Annotated in this window: 15 protein-coding genes; 6 read left to right on the top strand and 9 right to left on the bottom strand. The window is 55.2% G+C overall.

Translation table 11 applies throughout. The features are described 5' to 3' along the window. Positions 1-2: 2 nt before the first annotated feature. On the bottom strand, positions 3-1,190 hold the full coding sequence (locus NI000_RS00500) for an STM4014 family protein (protein ID WP_301292176.1): 1,188 nt from the start codon (positions 1,188-1,190) through the stop codon (positions 3-5). Beyond that, positions 1,191-2,036, bottom strand: a complete 846-nt coding sequence (locus tag NI000_RS00505; RefSeq protein WP_253406783.1) for an STM4015 family protein — start codon at positions 2,034-2,036, stop codon at positions 1,191-1,193. It abuts the gene before it with no gap. 222 nt (positions 2,037-2,258) lie between these two features. Between NI000_RS00505 and NI000_RS00510 the strand changes: the two genes are divergently transcribed. Continuing rightward, on the top strand, positions 2,259-2,555 hold the full coding sequence (locus NI000_RS00510) for a hypothetical protein (RefSeq protein ID WP_216794110.1): 297 nt from the start codon (positions 2,259-2,261) through the stop codon (positions 2,553-2,555). A gap of 105 nt (positions 2,556-2,660) precedes the next feature. On the opposite strand, the gene fabF is transcribed toward NI000_RS00510, so the two are convergent. Then, the gene (fabF, locus tag NI000_RS00515) at positions 2,661-3,899 is read right to left on the bottom strand and encodes a beta-ketoacyl-ACP synthase II (protein WP_253406784.1); all 1,239 of its coding nucleotides are present in this window, start codon (positions 3,897-3,899) and stop codon (positions 2,661-2,663) included. A 123-nt stretch (positions 3,900-4,022) separates the two neighbouring features. On the opposite strand from fabF, the gene NI000_RS00520 reads away from it, so the two are divergent. Continuing rightward, positions 4,023-4,886, top strand: coding sequence for a helix-turn-helix transcriptional regulator (locus NI000_RS00520; RefSeq protein ID WP_253406785.1), 864 nt, complete (start codon positions 4,023-4,025; stop codon positions 4,884-4,886). A 54-nt stretch (positions 4,887-4,940) separates the two neighbouring features. On the opposite strand, the gene NI000_RS00525 is transcribed toward NI000_RS00520, so the two are convergent. Further along, complete coding sequence (locus NI000_RS00525) at positions 4,941-5,720, bottom strand: FkbM family methyltransferase (protein WP_253406786.1); 780 nt, start codon at positions 5,718-5,720, stop codon at positions 4,941-4,943. A 141-nt stretch (positions 5,721-5,861) separates the two neighbouring features. Then, positions 5,862-6,377 carry a DUF6385 domain-containing protein gene (locus NI000_RS00530; RefSeq protein WP_253406787.1) on the bottom strand — a complete coding sequence of 172 codons (516 nt, stop codon included), beginning with the start codon at positions 6,375-6,377 and terminating at the stop codon, positions 5,862-5,864. A gap of 162 nt (positions 6,378-6,539) precedes the next feature. On the opposite strand from NI000_RS00530, the gene NI000_RS00535 reads away from it, so the two are divergent. The 4 genes from NI000_RS00535 (at position 6,540) to NI000_RS00550 (ending at position 17,272) form a co-directional block, all read left to right on the top strand. Further along, complete coding sequence (locus NI000_RS00535; protein WP_253406788.1) at positions 6,540-11,606, top strand: beta strand repeat-containing protein; 5,067 nt, start codon at positions 6,540-6,542, stop codon at positions 11,604-11,606. A 66-nt stretch (positions 11,607-11,672) separates the two neighbouring features. Next, the gene (locus NI000_RS00540) at positions 11,673-13,736 is read left to right on the top strand and encodes a TPR domain-containing glycosyltransferase (RefSeq protein ID WP_253406789.1); all 2,064 of its coding nucleotides are present in this window, start codon (positions 11,673-11,675) and stop codon (positions 13,734-13,736) included. Beyond that, positions 13,693-15,393 (top strand): glycosyltransferase, encoded by a 1,701-nt coding sequence (locus NI000_RS00545; protein ID WP_253406790.1) that lies wholly within the window; start codon positions 13,693-13,695, stop codon positions 15,391-15,393. The genes NI000_RS00540 and NI000_RS00545 overlap by 44 nt, the downstream gene beginning before the upstream one ends. A gap of 19 nt (positions 15,394-15,412) precedes the next feature. Next, positions 15,413-17,272: a tetratricopeptide repeat-containing glycosyltransferase family 2 protein gene (locus tag NI000_RS00550; RefSeq protein ID WP_253406791.1), complete on the top strand. Its 1,860-nt coding sequence runs from the start codon at positions 15,413-15,415 to the stop codon at positions 17,270-17,272. A 68-nt stretch (positions 17,273-17,340) separates the two neighbouring features. Here NI000_RS00550 and NI000_RS00555 read toward each other — a convergent pair whose 3' ends face one another. Genes NI000_RS00555 through NI000_RS00570 form a run of 4 tightly spaced genes read right to left on the bottom strand, consistent with a single transcriptional unit; the run spans position 17,341 to position 21,262 of the window. Then, the gene (locus tag NI000_RS00555) at positions 17,341-18,489 is read right to left on the bottom strand and encodes a glycosyltransferase family 4 protein (RefSeq protein ID WP_253406792.1); all 1,149 of its coding nucleotides are present in this window, start codon (positions 18,487-18,489) and stop codon (positions 17,341-17,343) included. Beyond that, entirely contained in the window at positions 18,486-19,172 is a 687-nt protein-coding gene (locus tag NI000_RS00560) for a glycosyltransferase (RefSeq protein ID WP_253406793.1), read from the bottom strand. Before NI000_RS00560 ends, NI000_RS00555 begins: the two co-directional genes overlap by 4 nt. A gap of 57 nt (positions 19,173-19,229) precedes the next feature. After that, the gene (locus NI000_RS00565) at positions 19,230-20,429 is read right to left on the bottom strand and encodes a tetratricopeptide repeat protein (protein WP_253406794.1); all 1,200 of its coding nucleotides are present in this window, start codon (positions 20,427-20,429) and stop codon (positions 19,230-19,232) included. Then, complete coding sequence (locus tag NI000_RS00570) at positions 20,426-21,262, bottom strand: hypothetical protein (protein WP_253406795.1); 837 nt, start codon at positions 21,260-21,262, stop codon at positions 20,426-20,428. Before NI000_RS00570 ends, NI000_RS00565 begins: the two co-directional genes overlap by 4 nt. Between the last annotated feature and the right edge of the window lie 46 nt (positions 21,263-21,308).

The raw sequence follows: 21,308 nt of genomic DNA on the forward strand, positions 1-21,308 counted from the left end.
CTTCATTCATCCTTTAACATGCGGGTCATTTGCCATTCGTAGGTATCCATTCCTTCGTAACGAACGTTCAGCAGCAGATCGCCGAACGGATTAATATCGACGATATAAGGACGCAAGGCGCCTTTGGCGAGAAGCACGTCGATCCCTGCCACAGCGGAACGCGGAAACATCGAAGCAACCTGCTCCCCGGCCTCGGCCACCGCCTGAACGGTGGCTGCGGACAGCCCAAGCTCCTCCAGCCCGGCCCGCTCGTTGCGCAGGTGTAGGTTCGTGATCGGCGTGCGGCTGAGTCGGGCAACCCGGTGGCATGCTTCGCCATCGACGACGAGTTGGCGGATATCGAATGCACGGCCGTCGTGCGATGCTTTCTGCACCCACTGCTCGACATGCATGCCTTGAGCGCCCAGCCAATTGATGATTTCGCGGATGATCGGGCGTTCCCGGTATCTGCGAATACGGCGCGAATTGTAATATACTCGCTCATACCCAAGACGCTCGAAGCCGATCGTCGTGTCGGCCAACTCCGCACCGGTAGACGGGTTAATCTGGTAAGCCAGCACCCCGGAGGCCGAGGAGCCGAACGCCAGCTTGACGAAAACGCGCCGCATGCCGGTCCGCTCCATCGCTTCGCGGAGTTGGTCGTAGCTCCGGATAGAACCAGCCTCCCCCGGAGCCAGGGGAACCCGTACACCCCGGGAGCTGAGCAGCCTATGGCAGCGGCGCTTGTCAAACATGACCGCGATTTCCTGCGGATCGTTCGTCCAGCGCGCTTCCGGCGCCGTTTCGGCCAAGTCGGCGCGAAGCCCGGACAGCATCCGGCAAAATCCGCGAAACCATTGCGATGGATAGTAGATGCGTCCCGGTTGCTCGGGCAAGTTCCGGGCCGCTTGCGCCGAAATGACCGGCATCGGGAGAAACTTCGGCAATGGGAAAAGCTCGTCCGCTTGCCCGCCGTCGGCTGCACCGAGCGCAATCAGCTCGCGCTCCACCGGGAAATGCTCGCCGGGCGAGTCCAGCCGGACAAGGACAGGCTCTCCGCCCGTGATTTCACGCCATCGAATGCGTCCCTGCAGCAGATCGAGATACGGCACAATCGTCGCCGGAGGCATCCCGAGCCTCCGGCGTGCTTCCTGCAGCATCGTTGTCCTCCGGTTACCGGGATTGCCAACAACAATCAGCGGACGGGGCATCTACTCCGTGACCGCCGGATAGCGCCAATCATCGTCATCGTCGCTCTGCTGCTGGTCGCTGACATCGACGGACATGCCCGACGTTTGCCAGCGCCTTACCATCTTGTCCGACATGTAGTGATAGTTCAGGTCGAGGAACGAAAGCTTCCGGACGCGTTCGCTCGCCAGCAGCGCTTCCGCACCTTGGTCGCTAAGGGTTCCCAGCGATAAATCGAGCGTATGCAATTGATCGAGGATCGGCGAATTCGCAATTTCAATCGCAATTTCGTCTTGAATCTCGCTGTCTTTCAGACCGAGGTAAGTCAATTTGGGAAAGCGCCCTGGTTCCATGAGCGGTTTAACATCCTCCAGACCGCCGTCAAAACCGTAATTGTCTACGCCGAGATAAAGCTCCAGCTTTCTCAGCTCCGGCAGCTCGGCGTCGCGAATATCGGCGAGCACTTCCTTGCTCAGGCCGCCGCAGATAATTACCAATTCTTCCAACCGTCCGTGCTTCAACGGCTTCAAGAACAACCCGGTGCTGCCTTGAATGCAGAACGAAGTAAGCTGCGGAAACGCCTCTAACAGCGGAGCCAGATTCGTCTGCATAATCCACGAAATTTCGCATTCCTCCGAATCCATGTCGCCGATAAACAGCTTGCGCAACGCCGGGAAAGCGTCCTTATGCCCGATCAATACATCCATGAACGTATCGGGACCTTCTTCATAAGCCTGTCCCCACGAGCCGATCGTCAGCTCTACGACCTCCCGACTCTCGGGCTTCGCGGCCAATTGCTCGATCAACTGCTCCATGCGCATTCCATCTTCGTATTCGTCGTAGCCGATTTCCAAACGGACTTCTGTCATCGATAACCCTCCCACTATCTGCCATACTCTTTTCTAAACTATCATCCGGTTTTGGTTTCGTCAATCCGAACAAGCTATGCGTCATGCCTGAGATACAGGGTCAAGAGACTTTTTTCTTAACTTAAGAGAATTTTCTGTAAATTGTATTGACTACGAACAAATGTTTGGTATAATAGACAACAAGAACGCATGTTCCTATTTCCTGAGAGGAGTGTAGATACGATGGTGACAAATGTTAGATTTATCGAACGGGACTACTATAAGAATGTCATGGCCGAAAATGGCGAACAGCTCACGGAGCAGCAGATCGAAAAAATTTTGGATGCGTCGGAGCCGTTCTGGGCAGATCTTACTTTTAAATTTTTCGAAAACGGATCGATGATCATTATCGACAACCATACCGAGCTACAAGTTCCTCTCAGCAGCCTGAGTGGAGCGGCATGCGAGTTTTACGCCCAGCAGCGGATCAAAATGATCAAAGCCAAGCTTAGAAATCAGAAAATTACGGAAGCTTCCTAAACAAAGATTAAAATACAAAAGTCCGCGCAGTCTCCGGGGTTGTCCCTTCGTTCCGCAACGGACCTTTACGCTAATTATTTTGTAACGTATTATGCTTGTACTAAGTTATTCTGCAAAGGCTTTTAGCACGATGACCGCATTGTGTCCGCCGAATCCGAAGGAATTCGATATGCCAATCTTCAGTTTGGCTTGACGCGCTTCATTCGGTACGTAGTCCAAATCGCAATCCGGGTCCGGCTGCTCCAGATTAATCGTCGGAGGAATGATTCCCTGCTCCAGGCTCTTGGCCAGAGCAATAGCTTCTACCCCGCCGCACGCTCCCAGCATGTGACCGGTCATGGACTTATTGGCGGTTACCGGAATCCGGTAGGCATGCTCGCCGAACAACTTCTTGATCGCCATCGTTTCGGACTTGTCCCCCAGTTCCGTACTCGTCGCGTGAGCGCTGATAACATCCACTTCCTCCGGGTTCACAGCGGCTTCACGAAGCGCCGATTTCATGGCCTGGTAAGCCCCGATCCCCTCCGGATGGGTGGCGACGATGTGATAAGCATCGGAACTGGCTCCGTAACCGATCACCTCAGCGTAAATTCGAGCGTTCCGACGCTGTGCATGGGAGAGCGATTCCAGTACCACAATGCCCGCCCCCTCGGACATAACGAATCCGTCCCGTCCTGCATCGAACGGACGGCTTGCTCTGGCAGGCTCGTCGTTTCGGCCGGACAAAGCGGTCGCGTTACCGAAGCTGGCAAGCGATATTTCCGTCACGGCGGCTTCCGCACCGCCGGCAATGATCGCGTCCGCGCCGCCCCCCCGAATTAACCGGAATGCTTCGCCGATGGCCGTATTTCCTATGGAGCATGCGGTTACCGGAGACAGAGTTGGGCCCAGAGCTCCGTATTTTATGCTGATCATCGCTGCAGCCATGTTCGATATCATCATCGGTACCAGCGTCGGACTGACCCGCTCCGGTCCCCGATCACGGAGAATACCGTCCTGTTCGAGCAGCGTTTGAATGCCTCCGATGCCCGATCCTACATATACGCCTAGTCTTTCCCGATCGATTTCGTCAAGCGATAACCCTGAATCCTCCAACGCCTGCTCCGCGGCAGCCAAAGCAAACTGACAAAACCGATCCATCCGCCGCGCTTCTTTGCGGCCGAACCGGGCATCCGCGTCAAATTCCCGGACAACCCCCGCGATTTTCGTTTTAAAGCGGGACGTGTCAAAAGTATTGATCCGGCTTATCCCCGATTCCCCCCGGCACAAACGATTCCAAAAAGTTTCCACTTCATGCCCAAGCGGCGAGATAATGCCCGTCCCCGTTAACACGACTCGTTCCATCGAATTTCCTCCCTTTCGTTCATCGGTTAAGTCCTATGTTGTCACAGTTGTTATCCTATTACAAGTTGCAGTTTATTATAGTATAATAACTACTATGTTAACGAAATTAAAGGCGGAATCGAAATGAATCATCAAACGAGGCTTCAAGCGTTATCGGCTTTTTTGAAGGCACAGCGGGCCAAAGTGCTCCCGCAAACGGTCGGACTTCCGGTGGGAACCCGCAGGCGCACCCCGGGTTTGAGACGTGAGGAAGTCGCCCAACTTGCCGGGGTCAGCCCCACGTGGTACACATGGCTTGAGCAAGGACGGGATATCAAAGTATCCAAATCGGTACTGGACTGCGTCGCCGCCGCCCTGCAATTAACGGTAGACGAGCGGAAATATTTGTTTTCGCTTGCTCTGGAAACCGGGGCAGGCACCCATACACTAATAGAAGATCTGCCTGAGATCAGCCCTTCGCTGCGAAGAATTTTGCAGGAGCTGCGCTTTTGTCCGACCATTATCTCTGACCGCCGCTGCCATATTGTCGGCTGGAACGAAGCGGCTTCCCATGTGTTTCTCGACTTCCAACATATTCCAGTAGAACAGCGGAATATGATCCGGCTGCTGTTTACACAAAAAGAATTCCAACGGCTCGCCGTCAACTGGGAACATTTTGTCCGTGGTTTTCTCGCTATTTTCCGGGCGTATTACGGGCAATATGTTGAGGACGAATGGTACGAGCGATTTCTTGCGGAGATGAAGGAGGTTCACCCGGATTTCGACCGGCTGTGGGAGCAAAGCGAGGTCAGCTCAGCCCCGGAGGTGTTAATCGAATTCAGACATGCCAAAGCGGGCAAGATGCTGTTTCACCTCACCTCGCTGCAGGTTCAAGGGAGCTCCGACCTGCGATGCAGCATATATACTCCTGCGCCCGACTCCTCAACGGAATCGAAGCTGAAGCAGTTGATGGAACGCAGCTTAAGCACCTCTGATCGTTCGGATTGAGCCGATCCGGGGGGCGTGAGCATGGTTTCCCACTCGCCGCCCCCCTTCCAAGCCTTACTCCTGACATTCCACGGACATCAGGATCGTTTCCGTTTCCCCGTGGGCGAAAAGCTCGTCGAGGCTCGCTTCTACAGCCAAGCCTTCGTTGGTGATTTTATAGAACCGGGCTGCGAAGCGCTCTTGATAAGTCCCGAGCAAGCGGCGAAATTCATCCCAATGCCCGCTCAGCATCAGCGGGTTCAGTTCGAAAGCCACTTTGCCGACGGCTTGTCGTCCAAGCAGCGCCTCCATCCCAAGAAAGGCGTGATACTCCCCTCCTTCAATGTCCATTTTAATAAAATCGATATAATCGAAATTCCCCTCGTTCGCATCCAGCGTCCCCGTCATGACCTCTTCTTCCTGCATGACATCATTGGCAAAGTAATCAAAATATTGTTCGCCGGGTTTCACCAAAGAGCTTGACCCCGTATACAGCTCGCTGTAGTAAAACGTCTTGGAGCCAGGTGTATCGGAGATGGCCTTTTGGATCGCTGTTACCCGCTTCTTGGCAAACAGCATATTCATCGCGACGTTGTCCCGCAGCAGTCCATAGTTTTTCCTGCCCGCTTCGTAAGCTAGAACCTTCCCCTGCTCGCCGACGAGCAGCCCCATCAGAACAGTAAAATAACCGATATTTGCCCCGACATCGATCACCTTGTGACCCGGTTTCACATTCAGAAGTATGTAGTTGGTCAAAGCAACGTCGAACACCCCGCTGGCTACAAGCTGCGGAGTCAAGCTCACATCGTCGGCAAAGGAGTAAAGGAGTCCTCCCCACACCGGATAGATCAACATTCGGTTTTTTCCTACAAATATCCCTTTCATTCTTCACCCGCCTTTATGCGGCTGGAAAGCACGCAATCTCGATTCAATCATTATTTATGTTGGGGCCCCCTTAAACAGAACCTTGAACAGGCTCTTTCAAGGGGGTTTCCCTTATTCGCCCGGATTGGCGCAGCGGTAGGTTTGAGCTTGAAAAAACAGTCTGACATGTGCCTCAACATCAGGCGATGGATTGACAAAGGCAAGCCTCGTATACTTTGCAAATCGTTTAGGAACGATAATTTGAGTTTCAAAAGGTTTGATGGTTTGAGTGAAATCTTCGAACGTATGCACCCGGTCCGGACTTTCTTCAATTACAAGGTTCAGAGCGGTCTCGCTCTGGTTCACGACGATAAACGAATACGTCACAAAGATGGATGTATCGAAAAAGGGAGAGCGGACAACGGAATCCGTTATGACCAGGTCAAGTCTGATATTTTCGAAGGCAACGCAGGATTCTTCCCGATCGAGTATTTCAAAAAGCTCCTCGAACTCACCGTGATTAAATAAAGGCGTTTCCTCTGGCTGGGGAATCGGTTCCTTTATGATACGGACCGCTTTTTCGGATACGGATCGCTTTTTGATTCGCTTTACTGCAAGTTTGGGCGAATGGATTCGCTTTTGTCTCATCGGCCATCTTCCTTTCGTTGGGTACAACCGCCCTACTTCTTTCTAGTGGAAAAGCACTTTTTCGATTTGTTTCGGCATACACTATTTGTATTCATTTGGGAAAAGCGGTGCTCTAAGGCAGTCATCTAAATATGTGTTTCGAGACAAAATTGCGGGCTAAGGGTGATTTTATTGCCAAACTTTAATGTATTTAACCTCAACCCCAACGACTTGCGCTCGCTGATCTTCGGACAGGATTCGACGGGAACCCCTCGTCCCATCCAAACCGACCCTAGTGGGGCAATTCTCAACATTCCGATTGGCGGAACGATCGACGTCATTCAACACGTTACAGCAGCAACGATCGTGGCCGGAACGATTAATGCCATTATCGGGACAATAACCGCAGTCGTCCCGTCTGCAACTGTAACCGGCGGAACTCTAACGACGATTCAATCCGTACTGGGGGCCACGGTTACCGCGGGCACATTAACCACCGTCGAGTCTGTGCTTGGGGCGACGATTACAGCAGGAACATTGACTACTATTGAATCCATACTTGGGGCTACCATTACCGGTGGTACCATTAATGCCATTACCGGGACAATTACAGCAGTCGTACCTTCTGTTACGATATCGGGCGGAACGATTTCGGTGGTGGAATCCGTTCTTGGCGCGACCATCACAGGCGGGACGGTCAGTACTACCATTCTCGGCGGTACCGTCGGTGCTACGCTGCTGGGCGGGACTATCGATAATTTGCTCAACGGCACCATCACCAGCGTGCTCGGCGCTACCATCACTGCGGGGACTCTGACCACCGTCAGCTCTGTGCTTGGAGCTACTATCACCGGCGGGACGCTCAATGCGATTCTGGGAACTCTTACTGCGGTTGTGCCCTCCGTTACCATTTCCGGCGGGACACTGACGGCAGTCGAATCTGTGCTTGGAGCTACTATCACTGCCGGAACCCTTAGTGCGACGATCGTAGGGGGCACCGTCAGCGCGACAATCTTAGGCGGTACCGTCGGTGTTACCCTGCTGGGCGGAACTATCGACAATTTGCTTAACGGCACCATTACCAGTGTACTCGGCGCCACCATCACTGCAGGGACTTTGACTACCGTTGGCTCTGTGCTGGGAGCGACCATTACGGGTGGTACGCTTAGTGCGATTTTGGGCACCCTTACTGCAATTGTGCCATCTGTCACCATTACCGGTGGGACACTGACGGTAGTCCAATCTGTACTTGGGGCTACTATCACCGCAGGAACAATTAGTGCAACGATCGTAGGGGGCACCGTCAGCGCGACAATCTTAGGCGGGACTGTCGGTGCTACCCTGCTGGGTGGGACTATCGACAATCTGCTCAACGGCACCATCAGCAGCGTGCTCGGCGCTACCATCACCGCAGGGACCTTGACTACTGTTGGTTTTGTCTTGGGAGCTACCATTACAGCAGGCACTATTAGCGCGACGATTCTCGGCGGCGCTGTCGGTGCTACACTTCTTGGTGGGACTATCGACAACCTGCTTAACGGCACCATCACTAGCGTACTTGGTGCTACCATCACGGCGGGGACCTTGACTACTGTCGGTTCTGTGCTGGGAGCTACCATTACGTCGGGGACGATCAGCGCGACGATTCTCGGCGGCGCTGTCAGCGCGACGATCCTCGGGGGAGCGGTCAGTGCTACACTGCTGGGCGGGACTATCGACAACCTGCTTAACGGCACTATTACTAGCGTGCTTGGCGCTACCATCACTGCTGGGACCTTGACTGCCGTCGGTTCCGTACTAGGCGCTACCGTTACAGCAGGAACTATTAGCGCGACGATTCTCGGCGGCGCGGTCAGTGCTACACTGCTGGGTGGGACTATCGACAACCTGCTTAGCGGTACCATCACCAACGTGCTTGGTGCTACCATCACTGCTGGGACCTTGACGACCGTCGGTTCCGTCTTGGGCGCAACCATTACTGCGGGCACGATCAGTGCTACCATTCTCGGGGGGATCGTCAGCGCGACGATTCTGGGCGGGACTATCGATAACCTGCTCAACGGCACCATTACCAGTGTGCTCGGCGCTACTATCACTGCAGGGACCTTGACGACCGTCGGTTCCGTGCTGGGAGTAACCATCACAACAGGCACGATCAGTGCTACCATTCTCGGGGGGACTGTCAGTGCGACGATCATCGGGGGAGCGGTCGGTGCTACCATCCTTGGCGGGACTATAGACAACCTGCTTAATGGCACTATCACCAGCGTGCTTGGCGCTACCGTCACTGCGGGTACCTTGACTGCCGTCGGTTCCGTGCTGGGAGCCACCATTACAGCAGGAACTATTAGCGCGACGATTCTCGGCGGTACCGTAAGTGCTACACTTCTTGGTGGGACTATCGACAATCTGCTTAACGGCACTATCACCAGTGTGCTCGGGGCTACCATCACTGCAGGTACCTTAACTACCGTCGGATCCGTGTTGGGAGTCACCATTACAGCAGGAACCATTAGCGCGACGATTCTCGGCGGCACCGTCAGTGCCACGATCCTCGGCGGGACTATCGACAATCTGCTTAATGGCACCATTACCAGCGTGCTCGGGGCTACCATCACTGCGGGCACCTTGACTACTGTAGGCTCTGTACTGGGAGCTACCATTACAGCTGGAACTATTAGCGCCACTATTCTCGGCGGCGCAGTCAGTGCTACACTACTGGGCGGGACTATCGACAATCTACTTAACGGCACTATCACTAGCGTGCTTGGGGCTACCATCACTGCGGGGACCTTGACTACTGTAGGCACCGTACTGGGGGCTACCATTACAGCTGGAACTATTAGCGCCACTATTCTCGGCGGAACCGTCAGCGCTACGATTCTTGACGGCACCGTCAGTGCAACGCTACTGGGCGGAACTATCGATAACCTGCTTAACGGTACCATCACCAGCGTGCTCGGAGCCACCATCACCGCAGGGACCTTAACTACCGTAGGATCTGTGTTGGGCGCAACCATTACTGCTGGCACGATCAGCGCCACCATTCTCGGGGGGACTGTCAGCGCTACGATTCTTGGTGGTACCGTCAGTACCACGATCCTTGGCGGGACTATCGATAACCTGCTTAACGGTACCATCACCAGCGTACTTGGAGCCACCATCACTGCAGGGACCTTGACTACTGTAGGCTCCGTACTGGGGGTTACAATTACCGAAGGCACGATCAGTGCTACCATTCTCGGCGGCGTAGTCAGTGCCACACTGCTTGGCGGGACTATCGACAACCTGCTTAACGGCACCATTACCAGCGTGCTCGGAGCCACCATCACCGCAGGGACCTTGACTACCGTCGGATCTGTCTTGGGAGCAACCATTACAGCTGGAACTATCAGCGCGACGATTCTCGACGGTACCATAAGTGCTACACTGCTTGGCGGAACGATCGACAATCTGCTCAACGGGACCATCACCAGCGTACTTGGCGCTACAATTACCGCAGGGACCTTGACTACCGTCGGTTCTGTACTAGGAGCTACCATTACAGCTGGTACCATTAGCGCGACGATTCTCGGCGGCGCGGTCAGTGCTACACTGCTGGGTGGGATTATCGACAACCTGCTTAATGGCACTATCACCAGCGTGCTTGGCGCTACCATCACTGCTGGGACCTTGACTGCCGTCGGCTCTGTACTGGGAGCCACCATAACAGCAGGGACTATTAGCGCAACGATCCTCGGCGGAACGATCAACAACCTGCTCAACGGCACCATTACCAGCGTGCTCGGGGCCACCATCACTGCGGGTACATTGAATACTGTAGGCTCTGTTCTGGGAGCCACTATTACTGCAGGCACGATCAGCGCAACGATCCTCGGCGGAATCGTCAGTGCCACACTACTGGGCGGGACGATCACCAACCTACTCAACGGCACCATTACCAGCGTGCTCGGAGCCACGATCACCGCAGGGACTTTGACTACCGTCGGTTCCGTGTTGGGAGCCACCATTACAGCAGGCACACTCAGCGCCACCATTCTCGGCGGAATCGTCAGTGCCACACTGCTTGGCGGGACTATCAATAACTTGCTTAACGGCACCATCACCAGTGTGCTCGGCGCTACCATCACCGCGGGGACCTTAACTACCGTCGGCTCTATACTCGGAGCCACCATTACTGCTGGCACGATCAGCGCAACACTGCTCGGCGGAACGATCACCAACCTGCTCAACGGCACCATCACCAGTGTACTCGGCACTACCATCACCGCGGGGACCTTAACCACCGTCGGCTCCGTGCTAGGAGCCACCATTACAGCAGGCACGATCAGCGCAACACTGCTCGGCGGAACGATCACCAACCTGCTTAATGGCACCATCACCAACGTGCTCGGCGCTACCATCACCGCGGGAACCTTAACTACCGTCGGCTCCGTACTCGGAGCCACCATTACAGCAGGCACGATCAGTGCCACACTGCTCGGTGGAACGATCACCAACCTGCTCAATGGCACCATCACCAGCGTACTCGGCGCTACCATCACCGCAGGGACTTTGACTACCGTCGGCTCCGTGCTAGGAGCCACCATTACAGCAGGCACCATCAGTGCCACGCTACTGGGCGGAACGATCACCAACCTGCTCAACGGCACCATTACCAGCGTGCTCGGCGCCACCATCACCGCAGGGACCTTGACTACCGTCGGTTCCGTGCTGGGAGCCACCATTACTGCAGGCACCATCAGCGCCACATTGTTGGGCGGAACGATCACCAATCTGCTCAACGGCACCATTACCAGTGTTCTCGGCGCTACCATCACCGCAGGGACCTTGACTACCCTCGGCTCCGTGCTTGGAGCGACCATCACGGCGGGTACAATTACCGCCATCCTGGGCGGAACGTTAACCGCAATCTCGCAAAACACCTTTGTAGAGCAGAGCTTCTTGTCCGTCCCCGTGGGCACGGCCACGACGTTCGCGCCGCTGGCGGCTATAACGACCGCCGTTTTGGAAACTTATTCGTTCTTTGTCTACAACTCCAGTCCCGTGGGAACCGTCGATACGATACTGGAAATTAGCGCGAACGGAACCAACTGGTTTACCGACGTAAGCAGCACGAACCTGGCTCCGGGGTCTGTCGACGTACTTGTGCCTCAACGCTTTTTGAAATATACTCGCCTCTCGCATCGGGCTTCAACGACGTTGGTAACCGGAACGATTGACGTCATATTCAACGCTCAGGGTTCATAAAATGAAAACATATCCCTCTGCATAGCAGAGGGGTTGTTTTTTTCCTGGGAGGGAGGAAACCGATTCATGCTGCTGAGTTTGAACCTGATTGTGCGTAATGAAGAGCACTTTTTACCGTCATGCCTGGAGAGCGTCAAATCCTGGGTGGATGAAATTATCGTTGTAGATACCGGTTCTACCGATCGAACCATCCCGATAGCCGAGTCTTACGGGGCCAAGGTGTTCCGTATAAATTGGGAAAACGATTTTTCCAAAGCTCGCAATGCGGCTGTGGTGCGAACCCGGGCAGACTGGATTCTCGTTCTTGACGCTGACGAACAAATGACAGGCGATCTGCAAACATTCAGGAAAACCTTGAGAAACACGGAGCTGGAAGCCTTCTGGCTGGACGTGGAAAATGTAACCGGTTCGCTCCCTCATGAACGGGTCTATCACCGGTCGCTGCGCCTTTTCCGGAATCGGCCGCAATACCGGTACCAAGGCCCGATTCACGAAGACATCCTCCCTTCCATCGAGAAGCGTCACGGTTCGATCGCTTGCATCGGTACAAGCGGTCTGAGTCTGCTGCATTTCGGTTACTTGCCCGAGGTGCAAGAACAAAAAGCAAAAGCCAAGAGAAATTTGACCATTCTGCAGCAAGCTGTTAAGGATCATCCCAAATCCCCATATTACCGTTACCATTTGGGAGTTTGTTGCGAACAGCTGGGGATGGATCGCGATGCCGTCAAGCTGTTGGAGCAAGCCCTGAAAAGCGCTCCGCCCGAAGTTTCCTACCGGCCGACCATCGTGAAGGATTTGTCCAAATTGTTGATCAAAACCGCTGCCTTTCCGCAAGCGGTGAAGCTGCTTGAAAAGGAAAAGCAGAGATATGAGGAATACCCCGACCTGCATTATTATTTAGGAGTAGCCTACACGGCGGTACATCAGGAAGATATGGCGCTTCGATCGTTTCAAGCCGCCGTCGGCGCCTCCCCTTCCCGCTCCTATCTAACGGAGTCCGGCACTCATACCTTCCGGTCCTATTTGGCTATGGGGAACATTGCCGCAAAATGGTCCGCATACGGGGACGCACTAAAATTTTATCTGGACGCGCTCAAGCATTGTTTTTATTCCAAAGAAGCGTTTGTGGGCATTGCAGATGTTCTGGGCGCTTTAAACAAAACCGAAGAGGAGATCGTCAAAGAGCTCCTTCATATCGTTAGCCCGAATTTCCAGCCAGACTCGCCTACTTATCCGCTTCGCGAGCTGTGCGAAATCAGCATTGGCGAAGCTCTGTTCGACGTCGGCTGCTACTGCGCCAGCCGCGAGGTGCTGAGTTCTTACCTCGCCCGATCGCCGCGCATCAGGGAATTGATCGTTCTGTCCCTGGTCCGCGAAGGGGAAGCCCAGGAAGCGCATCGGCTTGTCGAACCGATAGCGGCCTCGGAAGCGCCGGACACCCCGCTCCTCTTTCATACGCTGCTGCTGCACAGCTTGGAGAAAACCATTCCCATCCCAGCTTACTTGTCGGATTGGATGACCCGCCAGCCGGAAGCAGCGTTTTACGCCCGTTTGTTCGAGCAGCTTCGAACGCATGCCGAGCTATCCGAAGAGGATGCGGATTACTCGTACTTGCTGTTTGTCAAGCCACTGCTCCATCTGGCTATCCAAATGCAGTATCCGGCTGTAATCGGCAGGCTTACAGGACTTTCTCCGGCATTTCGCCCGTTTACGGCCAAAATGCTGTTCTACGAAGGGTTTGTGGATCAAGCGGCCGATCGCCTGCTCACGATCATGGAGACGGAACCACTGGATGGCGAGAGCTTTTACATTCTGGGGATCGTTTTGTATGACCGGGGCCGATGGCAGGAAGCTTCCGTGCTGTTCGAGCAAGCCTTGAGCCTTGACCCGGAAGATCGTAAAGCCAGAATAGCCGCCGCCTTATGTTATTTGCAGCAAGCGAGGAGTATTGTGCAAGAAGCCCTGGAAAGAATACCGGAAGCCTCTTTGCTGAATGCCAATTTGCAAAAACTCAATCTTTCCATCGAGCTGGTCTCCAGGTCGAATTGGCGTCCTTACTGGCGCGGCGTACAAAGGAGGAATTACGATGAAGCCTGCCAGCATTTCGCTGTGCATGATCGTAAAGAATGAAGAGCAAAATCTGGCACGCTGCTTGGAAAGCGTCAAAGACGTCGTCTCGGAAATGATCGTGGTCGATACCGGTTCGCAGGATGAGACGGTATCGATCGCCAAGTCGTTTCAGGCCCGCGTTATCGAAATGCAGTGGCAGGACGATTTTGCCGGGGCGCGGAACCTTGGAGTGGATCACGCATCGGGCGAATGGATCTTATTTTTGGATGCGGACGAGGAGCTTGATGATGACAGCAAAGTAGATCTGCTGACTTGGGCCGACTGCGCCGAGGCGGATGCTTATTTTGTGCGAATCATCAATCATTTTGGCGACCGGGAGCTGAACGCCAGCATCAATCCGACGATCCGTATGTTTCGGAATTTGCCGGGGTACCGTTTCACCGGAAGAATCCATGAGCAGATCGCCGAAAACATTCAACAGGTAAATCCGGGTGCACGCTTTGTCATGACCCATATCCGGGTGCACCACTACGGATACCAAGCCCACATCAGAGCGAGCAAGAACAAGACGGAGCGAAATCTGGCTTTGCTGAAAAAAGAGCTGGAAGAGCATCCCCAGCATTCGTTCCATCTGTATAACATCGGAATCGAATATTTGCAGAATAATCAGGTGGAAGAAGCATTGGATGCGTTTCAGCAATCGATCCGGTATGCGCATCCGATGGCCAACTACGCCCACCTGCTGTATAAGTGCGAAGCCCGTTGTTACGCGGCAATGAACCGGCTGAAGGAAGCGATCGACAGCTGTAACCGCGGGATTACCCTTTATCCGGACTATACCGACTTGTATCATTACAAAGGCTGCTACCAGATGACGCTTGGGGATTTTCAATCCGCCAAGCTGTCTTTCCGAAAAGCCGTGCATTACTCGGAACCCAAAGGCTACCACACGGAAGCGGGTGTCGGCTCCCATACCACCTACTACTTGCTGGGTCTCGTATGCGAGTCTATGGCCCAGGACAACGAAGCTGCGCAAGCCTACCTTACCTCCTTTCAACAGCAGCCGGGTGCACTCCGTTCCCTCTATCGCTTGTTCCGTCTGTATCGGACGGCAGAGAAGCAGCATGAACTGATGGCGTTAATCCAGAAATCATTCAAGCTGCGCCTCCGGGAGCATCGAGCCGATATTGCCAAGGTTCTTTACCGGACCCATTGTTACCAAGCGCTGGAAAGTTTGACACAGTTGTGGACCTTGACGGATGGAGTGGACGAGGACGAAAAAGAGGCACTGCTGAACCTCGCCGCGGAATGCCGTCTTTTAGCCGGGCCGTCAACAGGGGATCGTGAGTCCGGGGAGCTATGGAGCGAAGACTTTTTCAAAAACGGACTGCCGAACGACTGGCTTCCTCCTTTGCAGCCGGGCTCGGCGAAATCGTTAAGTGAGACGGCAAAGAAGGCGCGTATGCTTCATGCTCAAAAAAAATATCCCGTTTACCACCAATTTGTGTCCCTATGGGAGGAGAAGCAGCGAACATTGGAAAAAGACTTCCAATGCGATTCGGTGCTCCAGATGGTTTACGACTTATCCCACAATGCCGAACTTCACTTGAACCGTCTGCTACGGCGGGAGCCGAAGCTGGAATTGATCAAGAACGCTATACTGTCGCTTCCCTTCGACGAGGGATTGCCGGAGCGGGAGGGAGCGCCCTCTGTCTAGCCCTCGCCTGTCGGTATGCATGATCGTGAAAGACGAAGAAGAGCTCTTGCCCCGCAGCCTGACTTCAGTTGCCGGAATCGCGTCGGAGATCGTCGTCGTCGACACCGGCTCGACGGACCGCAGCGCGGCCATCGCCCGGGAATTTGGAGCAAGCGTCTACGCCCACGAGTGGGAGGACGATTTCTCAAAAGCGCGGAACCAGGCGCTGGACGTGGCGTCGGGTGACTGGATTCTGGTGCTGGATGCCGATGAGGAGTTAGCGCCCGAATGCCTGCCGCTGCTGTCCGAGTCGTTGTGCCGATCCGATGCCTTCGCTTATGCCTTGCATTTTGTTAATTATTACGGACAATTTACGGAATATCTCAGCTTTACCGACTCGTGCTGCCGATTGTTTCGGAATTTGCCCGATTTGCGCTACAGTGGGAAAATCCACGAAGATATCGTACCTGCCTTGTTGAAAAGGAATCTGACCCCGATTCCAAGTCGCATTACGATTCGTCACTACGGATATTTGGAGGACAGAGTGCGGCAAAAACGAAAACCGCAGCGCAACGCGTCCCTTCTCGCCAAAGCGATCGCGGCAACCCCGGGGGATTCGAGACTGCAGTATGCGCTGGGAACGGAATATCTGCATATGGAACGATACAGCGAGGCTATGGGAGTGTTCCTCCCGCTGCTGGAATCGCTTGAGCCCTCCTGCGGGTTTTATCCCGATCTGCTGCTCAAGACCGCTCTCCTGCTCCGGCTGCAGAGATCCCATGACGAAACGCTTCGGCTTGTGGAGGAAGGGCTTCGCTTATTTCCCGATTTTACTGATCTTTGGGATCTCCTGGGGGACCTTTGCGCGGAGCGAAACGAATACGGCCTCGCCCGCAAGGCTTACGAACGCTCCCTAATGCTGACGCCTCGCTCCGGGCTTTACGCAAGCCAGACGGGTTCCGGAAGCTTTGCAACGGCATACCGGCTTGGCCAACTACAAGAAAAGCTGCTGAATCGGGCCGAAGCTCTTCGCTCATACCGTCAAGCACTAAGTAAATTCCCCCGGTATGAACCCGCTTGGCGGCGCTGGCTTGAGCTGACCGCCACGGAAGGCCGCTGGGCCGAATTGCTGTACTGCCTCCGAAGCTGGCAGGTGGAACTGACGCCGCAGCAATGGATGGAAGTGGTGCGCAGCCTGCTTCGGTACAACGAGCTGTCGCTTGCACAGCGAATCCGGGAGTGGGTACCTGAACCGGCCCTCGTAAGCTTGCATCCATTGTCCCTTCGCCTTAGTCAGTGGCTGATACGTTCCAAGCAAGGAGACAAAACCGGTGTTTTGGCAGAATTGCAAGGTTTGAACGAACCGAAAGAGAGGGCGCTCGATATCGAGCTGCTCCGCTGGGCTATCCGACTCGACTTGTCCGCCGTTAAGGAGGATGATAGACAACAGCTTGTCCAGGACGAATCCGCCGCTGCTGCGGATGAGCGCACCTTCCTTACCGCCTGCACCGTCTTTCTGGAGGCGGCCTGCTGGGACGGGCTCGTTTGTTACCTGCGCCAATCCGAGGGAGCGCTCCGGCATCTTCCCGGTTTGCTTCGTACGCCTTTGCTTCAGCTTGTTCTGCAGGCTCCAGACTTCGTGATTCAAGCCATTCTTGCCCGGTGTGACCGAGATCGGCTGTCTCCGCAGGAGTTGTGCGCCTACGGATTGCTTTGCGGCGCGCTGCTGCGCTGGATGGAGGCTACTGGCGCGCTGCGCCAAGTTCAAGACCGGCTTCCCGATTGGTCGCTGCCCCGGCTTGCGTTAGCCCAAGTGTACCGGTCGCTCGCATTCGAGCGGCTTGGTCAACCGCCAGAAAAAGCCGAGTGGCTGAAGCTATCCTTGTGGCTATCCGCTTGAAAAGGCGACCCTCTGTCGAACGGGCGGGAGGCGTCGCCTTTTGTGTCAACTGTATTCCTCCAGCTTTTCTAGGATATGACCTCTCCCTTCCGCAAATATTCCTTCAACACCCGCTCCCATCGGCCTGCCCATATGTTCTTGTCGAAGCAGCGCGCAGTTTCCCGGGCCCGAATCCCCAAAGCCTTCCGCATCTCCCGATCCTCGATCAGCTCCGCAAGCGCCGCCGTGATCCGCTCAGCCGAAGGCGGCACCAGCCTGCCGTTGTAGCCGTCCAGAATAAGATCGTTGAGCCCTCCGACGTTGGTCGCAACCACCGGCAGTCCGGAGCTCATCGCTTCGAGACAGGACAACGACGTTCCTTCGGAATACACGGTCGGAATGACGGCGATATCCGCGTCAGCGTAGACGAGCCTCATCTCGTCGAACGATTTGACTTCATGCGTGATTCTTGCCCGATGCGGGTGGCAGGATAACCAGAACATAAATGCCCGGCATATGTCCGCGTCCTCGATCGTTTCTCCGACGAACTGCACTTGAAGGTCCGGAAACCGCTCCAACAACGCATCGGCTGCAACCATCATCGGAAGAATGCCTCTTTCGTGGCTGATTCGGCGGGGAAACAGCACCTTCAAGCCTGTGCGGCCCTGTTCTTTGCGCTCCCCCGGGTAAAAGCGGCTCGTATCGACGGAATTGGGGATCAGCTCCACCTTGAGCGGATCGAAATAATGACAGACAGACCGGCAGTAGGTCAAAAAATGCGAATCGACCGACACGATGCGCCACAGTTCGTTCAAAGCGCGCTGGACGTTATCCGCCACTTGTGTCTTGGCGCTGGTGACCAGGTCCGTCCGGTCCCAATTGATGCCGTGACAGATGCCGAGGGACCCCGGCACATAGCGGATCGGATGCCAGATGCAGCTCGCGTAAATGATCGGAGCGTCTGCTTTGCGGGACATCTCCTCGAAGAGCTGCGCCACCTTCTCGATCTGTCCGCAAAACAATCCGTGCACTTTCATCCCGGCCAGCTCGGTCGTCCTAAGCCGTGTCTCGAACGGCTCGCGGAACGCCAACTGGTACACTTCCGGTTCCGCGCCCAGCTTCCGTATGAGCATACACAGCTCGTAAAGGTACCTCTCGAGCCCGCCTCCGTAAATTTTATCGATACGACCGTTATACGCGTCCAAAAAGCTGTGCGTCAAAATGGCGACGCTGCTCAAGACTCCTCCTCCTTCCATTCGACCAGATGGGGAGACGCATCCAAAATCGATTCATACTGGGCCTGGCTTCCCCAGACGCCCTCCGGGTCCATCTGCTTATACCGTTCGTATTTCCTGCGACGCTCCTCCTCGCTTCCCGCCCAACCGAGATGCTTCACCCGGATATCCGATAGCAGGCCCGGAAGCGCTCCGTACGACAGAGGCACCCGGTGAACGTGATGGTCGTGCTGCAAGTAGTAATAAGGAAAGCCCGGCAAATTGCGAAGCAGCATGATTGTATGCCGCTTATGCAGCTGCCAGTGCTCGTCTTCGCGGTAATGCGTTCGTCCGCCCCAGAAATCGTACATCCGAAATGCGACCCAGTCGTAGCTGTCCTGATTCATAAGCTGCCGGACCGTCCGTTTGAATTTCGATTCGAACACCTCGTCGGCATCGATAGCCAGCACCCAGTCGGGTCCGTACTTGCAGGTTTCTCTCCAGAGCAGGGAGCGAAGTTCCCATTCCCGGGAAAAATGCCGCTCCGTCAGGCGCACCACCTCCTTCACCTTGGGGAACGACAGACAGACGTCCACCGTCCGGTCCGTGCTCGCATCGTCCACAATGACGATGTCGTCCGCATATTCGCTCAGGTCTTGGAGCACTTCCTCCAGAAAACGATTCTCTTCGTTCCGCACTTGCATCATCGCCGTCAAGCGATTATTTTCGATTTTGCGAACGGGCCGCATGAAGCCTCACCTCGTTTAAGAATGGGCAGCCAGAAAACGTTCCACCTTCTCCAAGCGCAAGATGTTCGAGATCACCTCCTGATCGATGCAAGCCGCTTTCAAATAAAAGGAAACGGCCTGCGGCACGCAGCCTCTCTGTTCTTCCTGCTCTCCGAGCAGCAGCCATTTCTCCCGTTGCACGGCCGGCTCCTGCGGACGGTCTTGAACAAGCAGATCCAAGGCTTTCGGATAATGGCCTGTTTCTTTGTAAAGCTGATAACGGATGGAACGGTCAAATGGCGTAGGGTCCCGTTCGAGCAGCTCCAAAGCATACGCGATATCCCCGTTCTCCCGGCAAATGTCCGCGCAAACCAGAGCATGCAGCTGCTGGTCGTAAGCGGCAAGCAGCCGCTGGTAGCGGGCTTTGTCTTCGGCTTGAATTGCCGTAACGCCGAAGCTGTTCAAAGCGTCCTCGGTCTTGCCTTGCCGGGCCTGGGCCATCGCAATCCACCGGTAAAGAGAGAGGCAGCGGCTTCCATTCGCAACGACACAGCGGCCAAAGGCATGAAAGCCGTAGTGCTCCGCTTCGCTGTACCGTCCATCCGCGTACAAATAACGAGCGGCAAGCGTGAGGAGAGCTTCGTTGTGAGGCTCGCATTCGATGGCTTCAAGCAGTCCGTTCGTCCGTTCCGTTCTTTTCTGCGACGCCAGCTCCTGCAAAGACCGCCTCAAATCGTGAGCATTCGTACTCGCTCTGCACAAGCCCACAAGCTCAACGCAGCGTTCGTCAAGCGCCGTACCCAAGCTCAGCCCATTCCCCCCGGCCTCCTGCGAGACATGACTTGGCGGTCCGGGCGCGTAAAAGGCCGGAATGCCCCGCAGGTTCAGGTTCAGCATGGCTTCCTCCGAATCAGTCAAGACCGCAGCACAGAGCCTGTTTAGTGCCTTCTGGTAATCATGGAAGAAAGCATCCGAAGAAGCTTCCGTACCGTAAGCGAGCCCGATCACGGCATAAGGCTTCCACTGCCGAAGGAAAGGCGTCCAATACCGATGGGACACCACGGCCACCCCATGCGACGGTTCGAGGTCTCTAACCGCCGAAAGCGGAATATAGGAGATGCCGTTTTTCTTCCCTGACTTCTTCCCTGCGGAAACGGCAAACACCTGGCAGTCCGGCAGCAGCGGAAACCCTGCCTCCTCTTCCCCGCCGGGTTCCCCGAAAAACACCACGTTCATACAGATCCTCCTATCGGAAAACTGGACAAGGCATGGATGTTTTTCAGGTCGTGAAGCCCTTGGGTTCCAAACCGCCGCAGCAGCCCTTGCAGATTCAACCCGGCTTGTTCGTTCAAATCGCGATAATCCATGCGCTGTGCCATCGTATAATGAAAGACGCGGGAACGAAGATCCGCCTTCGGCCTCCAGCCTTTGGGCAGTCTCAGCTCGTGATAGTAAGCGAGCAGCAAATAATCGTCTTCATAGCCCTGCTTTCCGGGCAGATCCTCCAAGCGATACCCGCCGACCGCCCGCAAAGCCTCGGACCGGTGCATAACCGGATGGACGAATCCCTCGGTCACCTCATCCCTTCTTGACTCGTTCAGCAGATCGAGCAGCGCCGGGATCGAACCCGGAACGGCTGCACTTCGCACACCCTTCCCTTCGGGGTGCCATTCCCCGGCGGCCGTTAATATCCCCGGACAAACGCACGGCTCCTGCGGTCGCGCCTGCAGGAACGCTAGCAGCGGCACCGTCCAGCCGGCGGAAAACAGCATATCCGGATGAATTTCGGTTAGGTATGCGCAATCCGTGATGTGCTGCCAAACATACTCGAAGCAAGCCTGTCTGGCCGCGGGAATGCCGACGTTCTCCCCGCCGCCGATCACATGCGCATCCAACTCAAACGAGCTTACCGTTTCCAACAAGCGGTCGTTCGTAAGCATGCCTTGATTATGCAGCACAAGGACGGCTCTCCGTTCGGCCTGCTCCAGGCTCGACAAGCATTGGCGGAACATTTGCATATCCGCTTCGTGCCGGATTAACGCAGGCATCGTATGCACCACCGTTGACATCGGCCATCCGCTCCTCGATAGATGGATTCGGAGTCTTTCTAAACTT

This window comes from Paenibacillus tyrphae (genome assembly GCF_024158745.1).
Taxonomy (GTDB): Bacteria; Bacillota; Bacilli; order Paenibacillales; family NBRC-103111; genus Paenibacillus_G; species Paenibacillus_G tyrfis_A.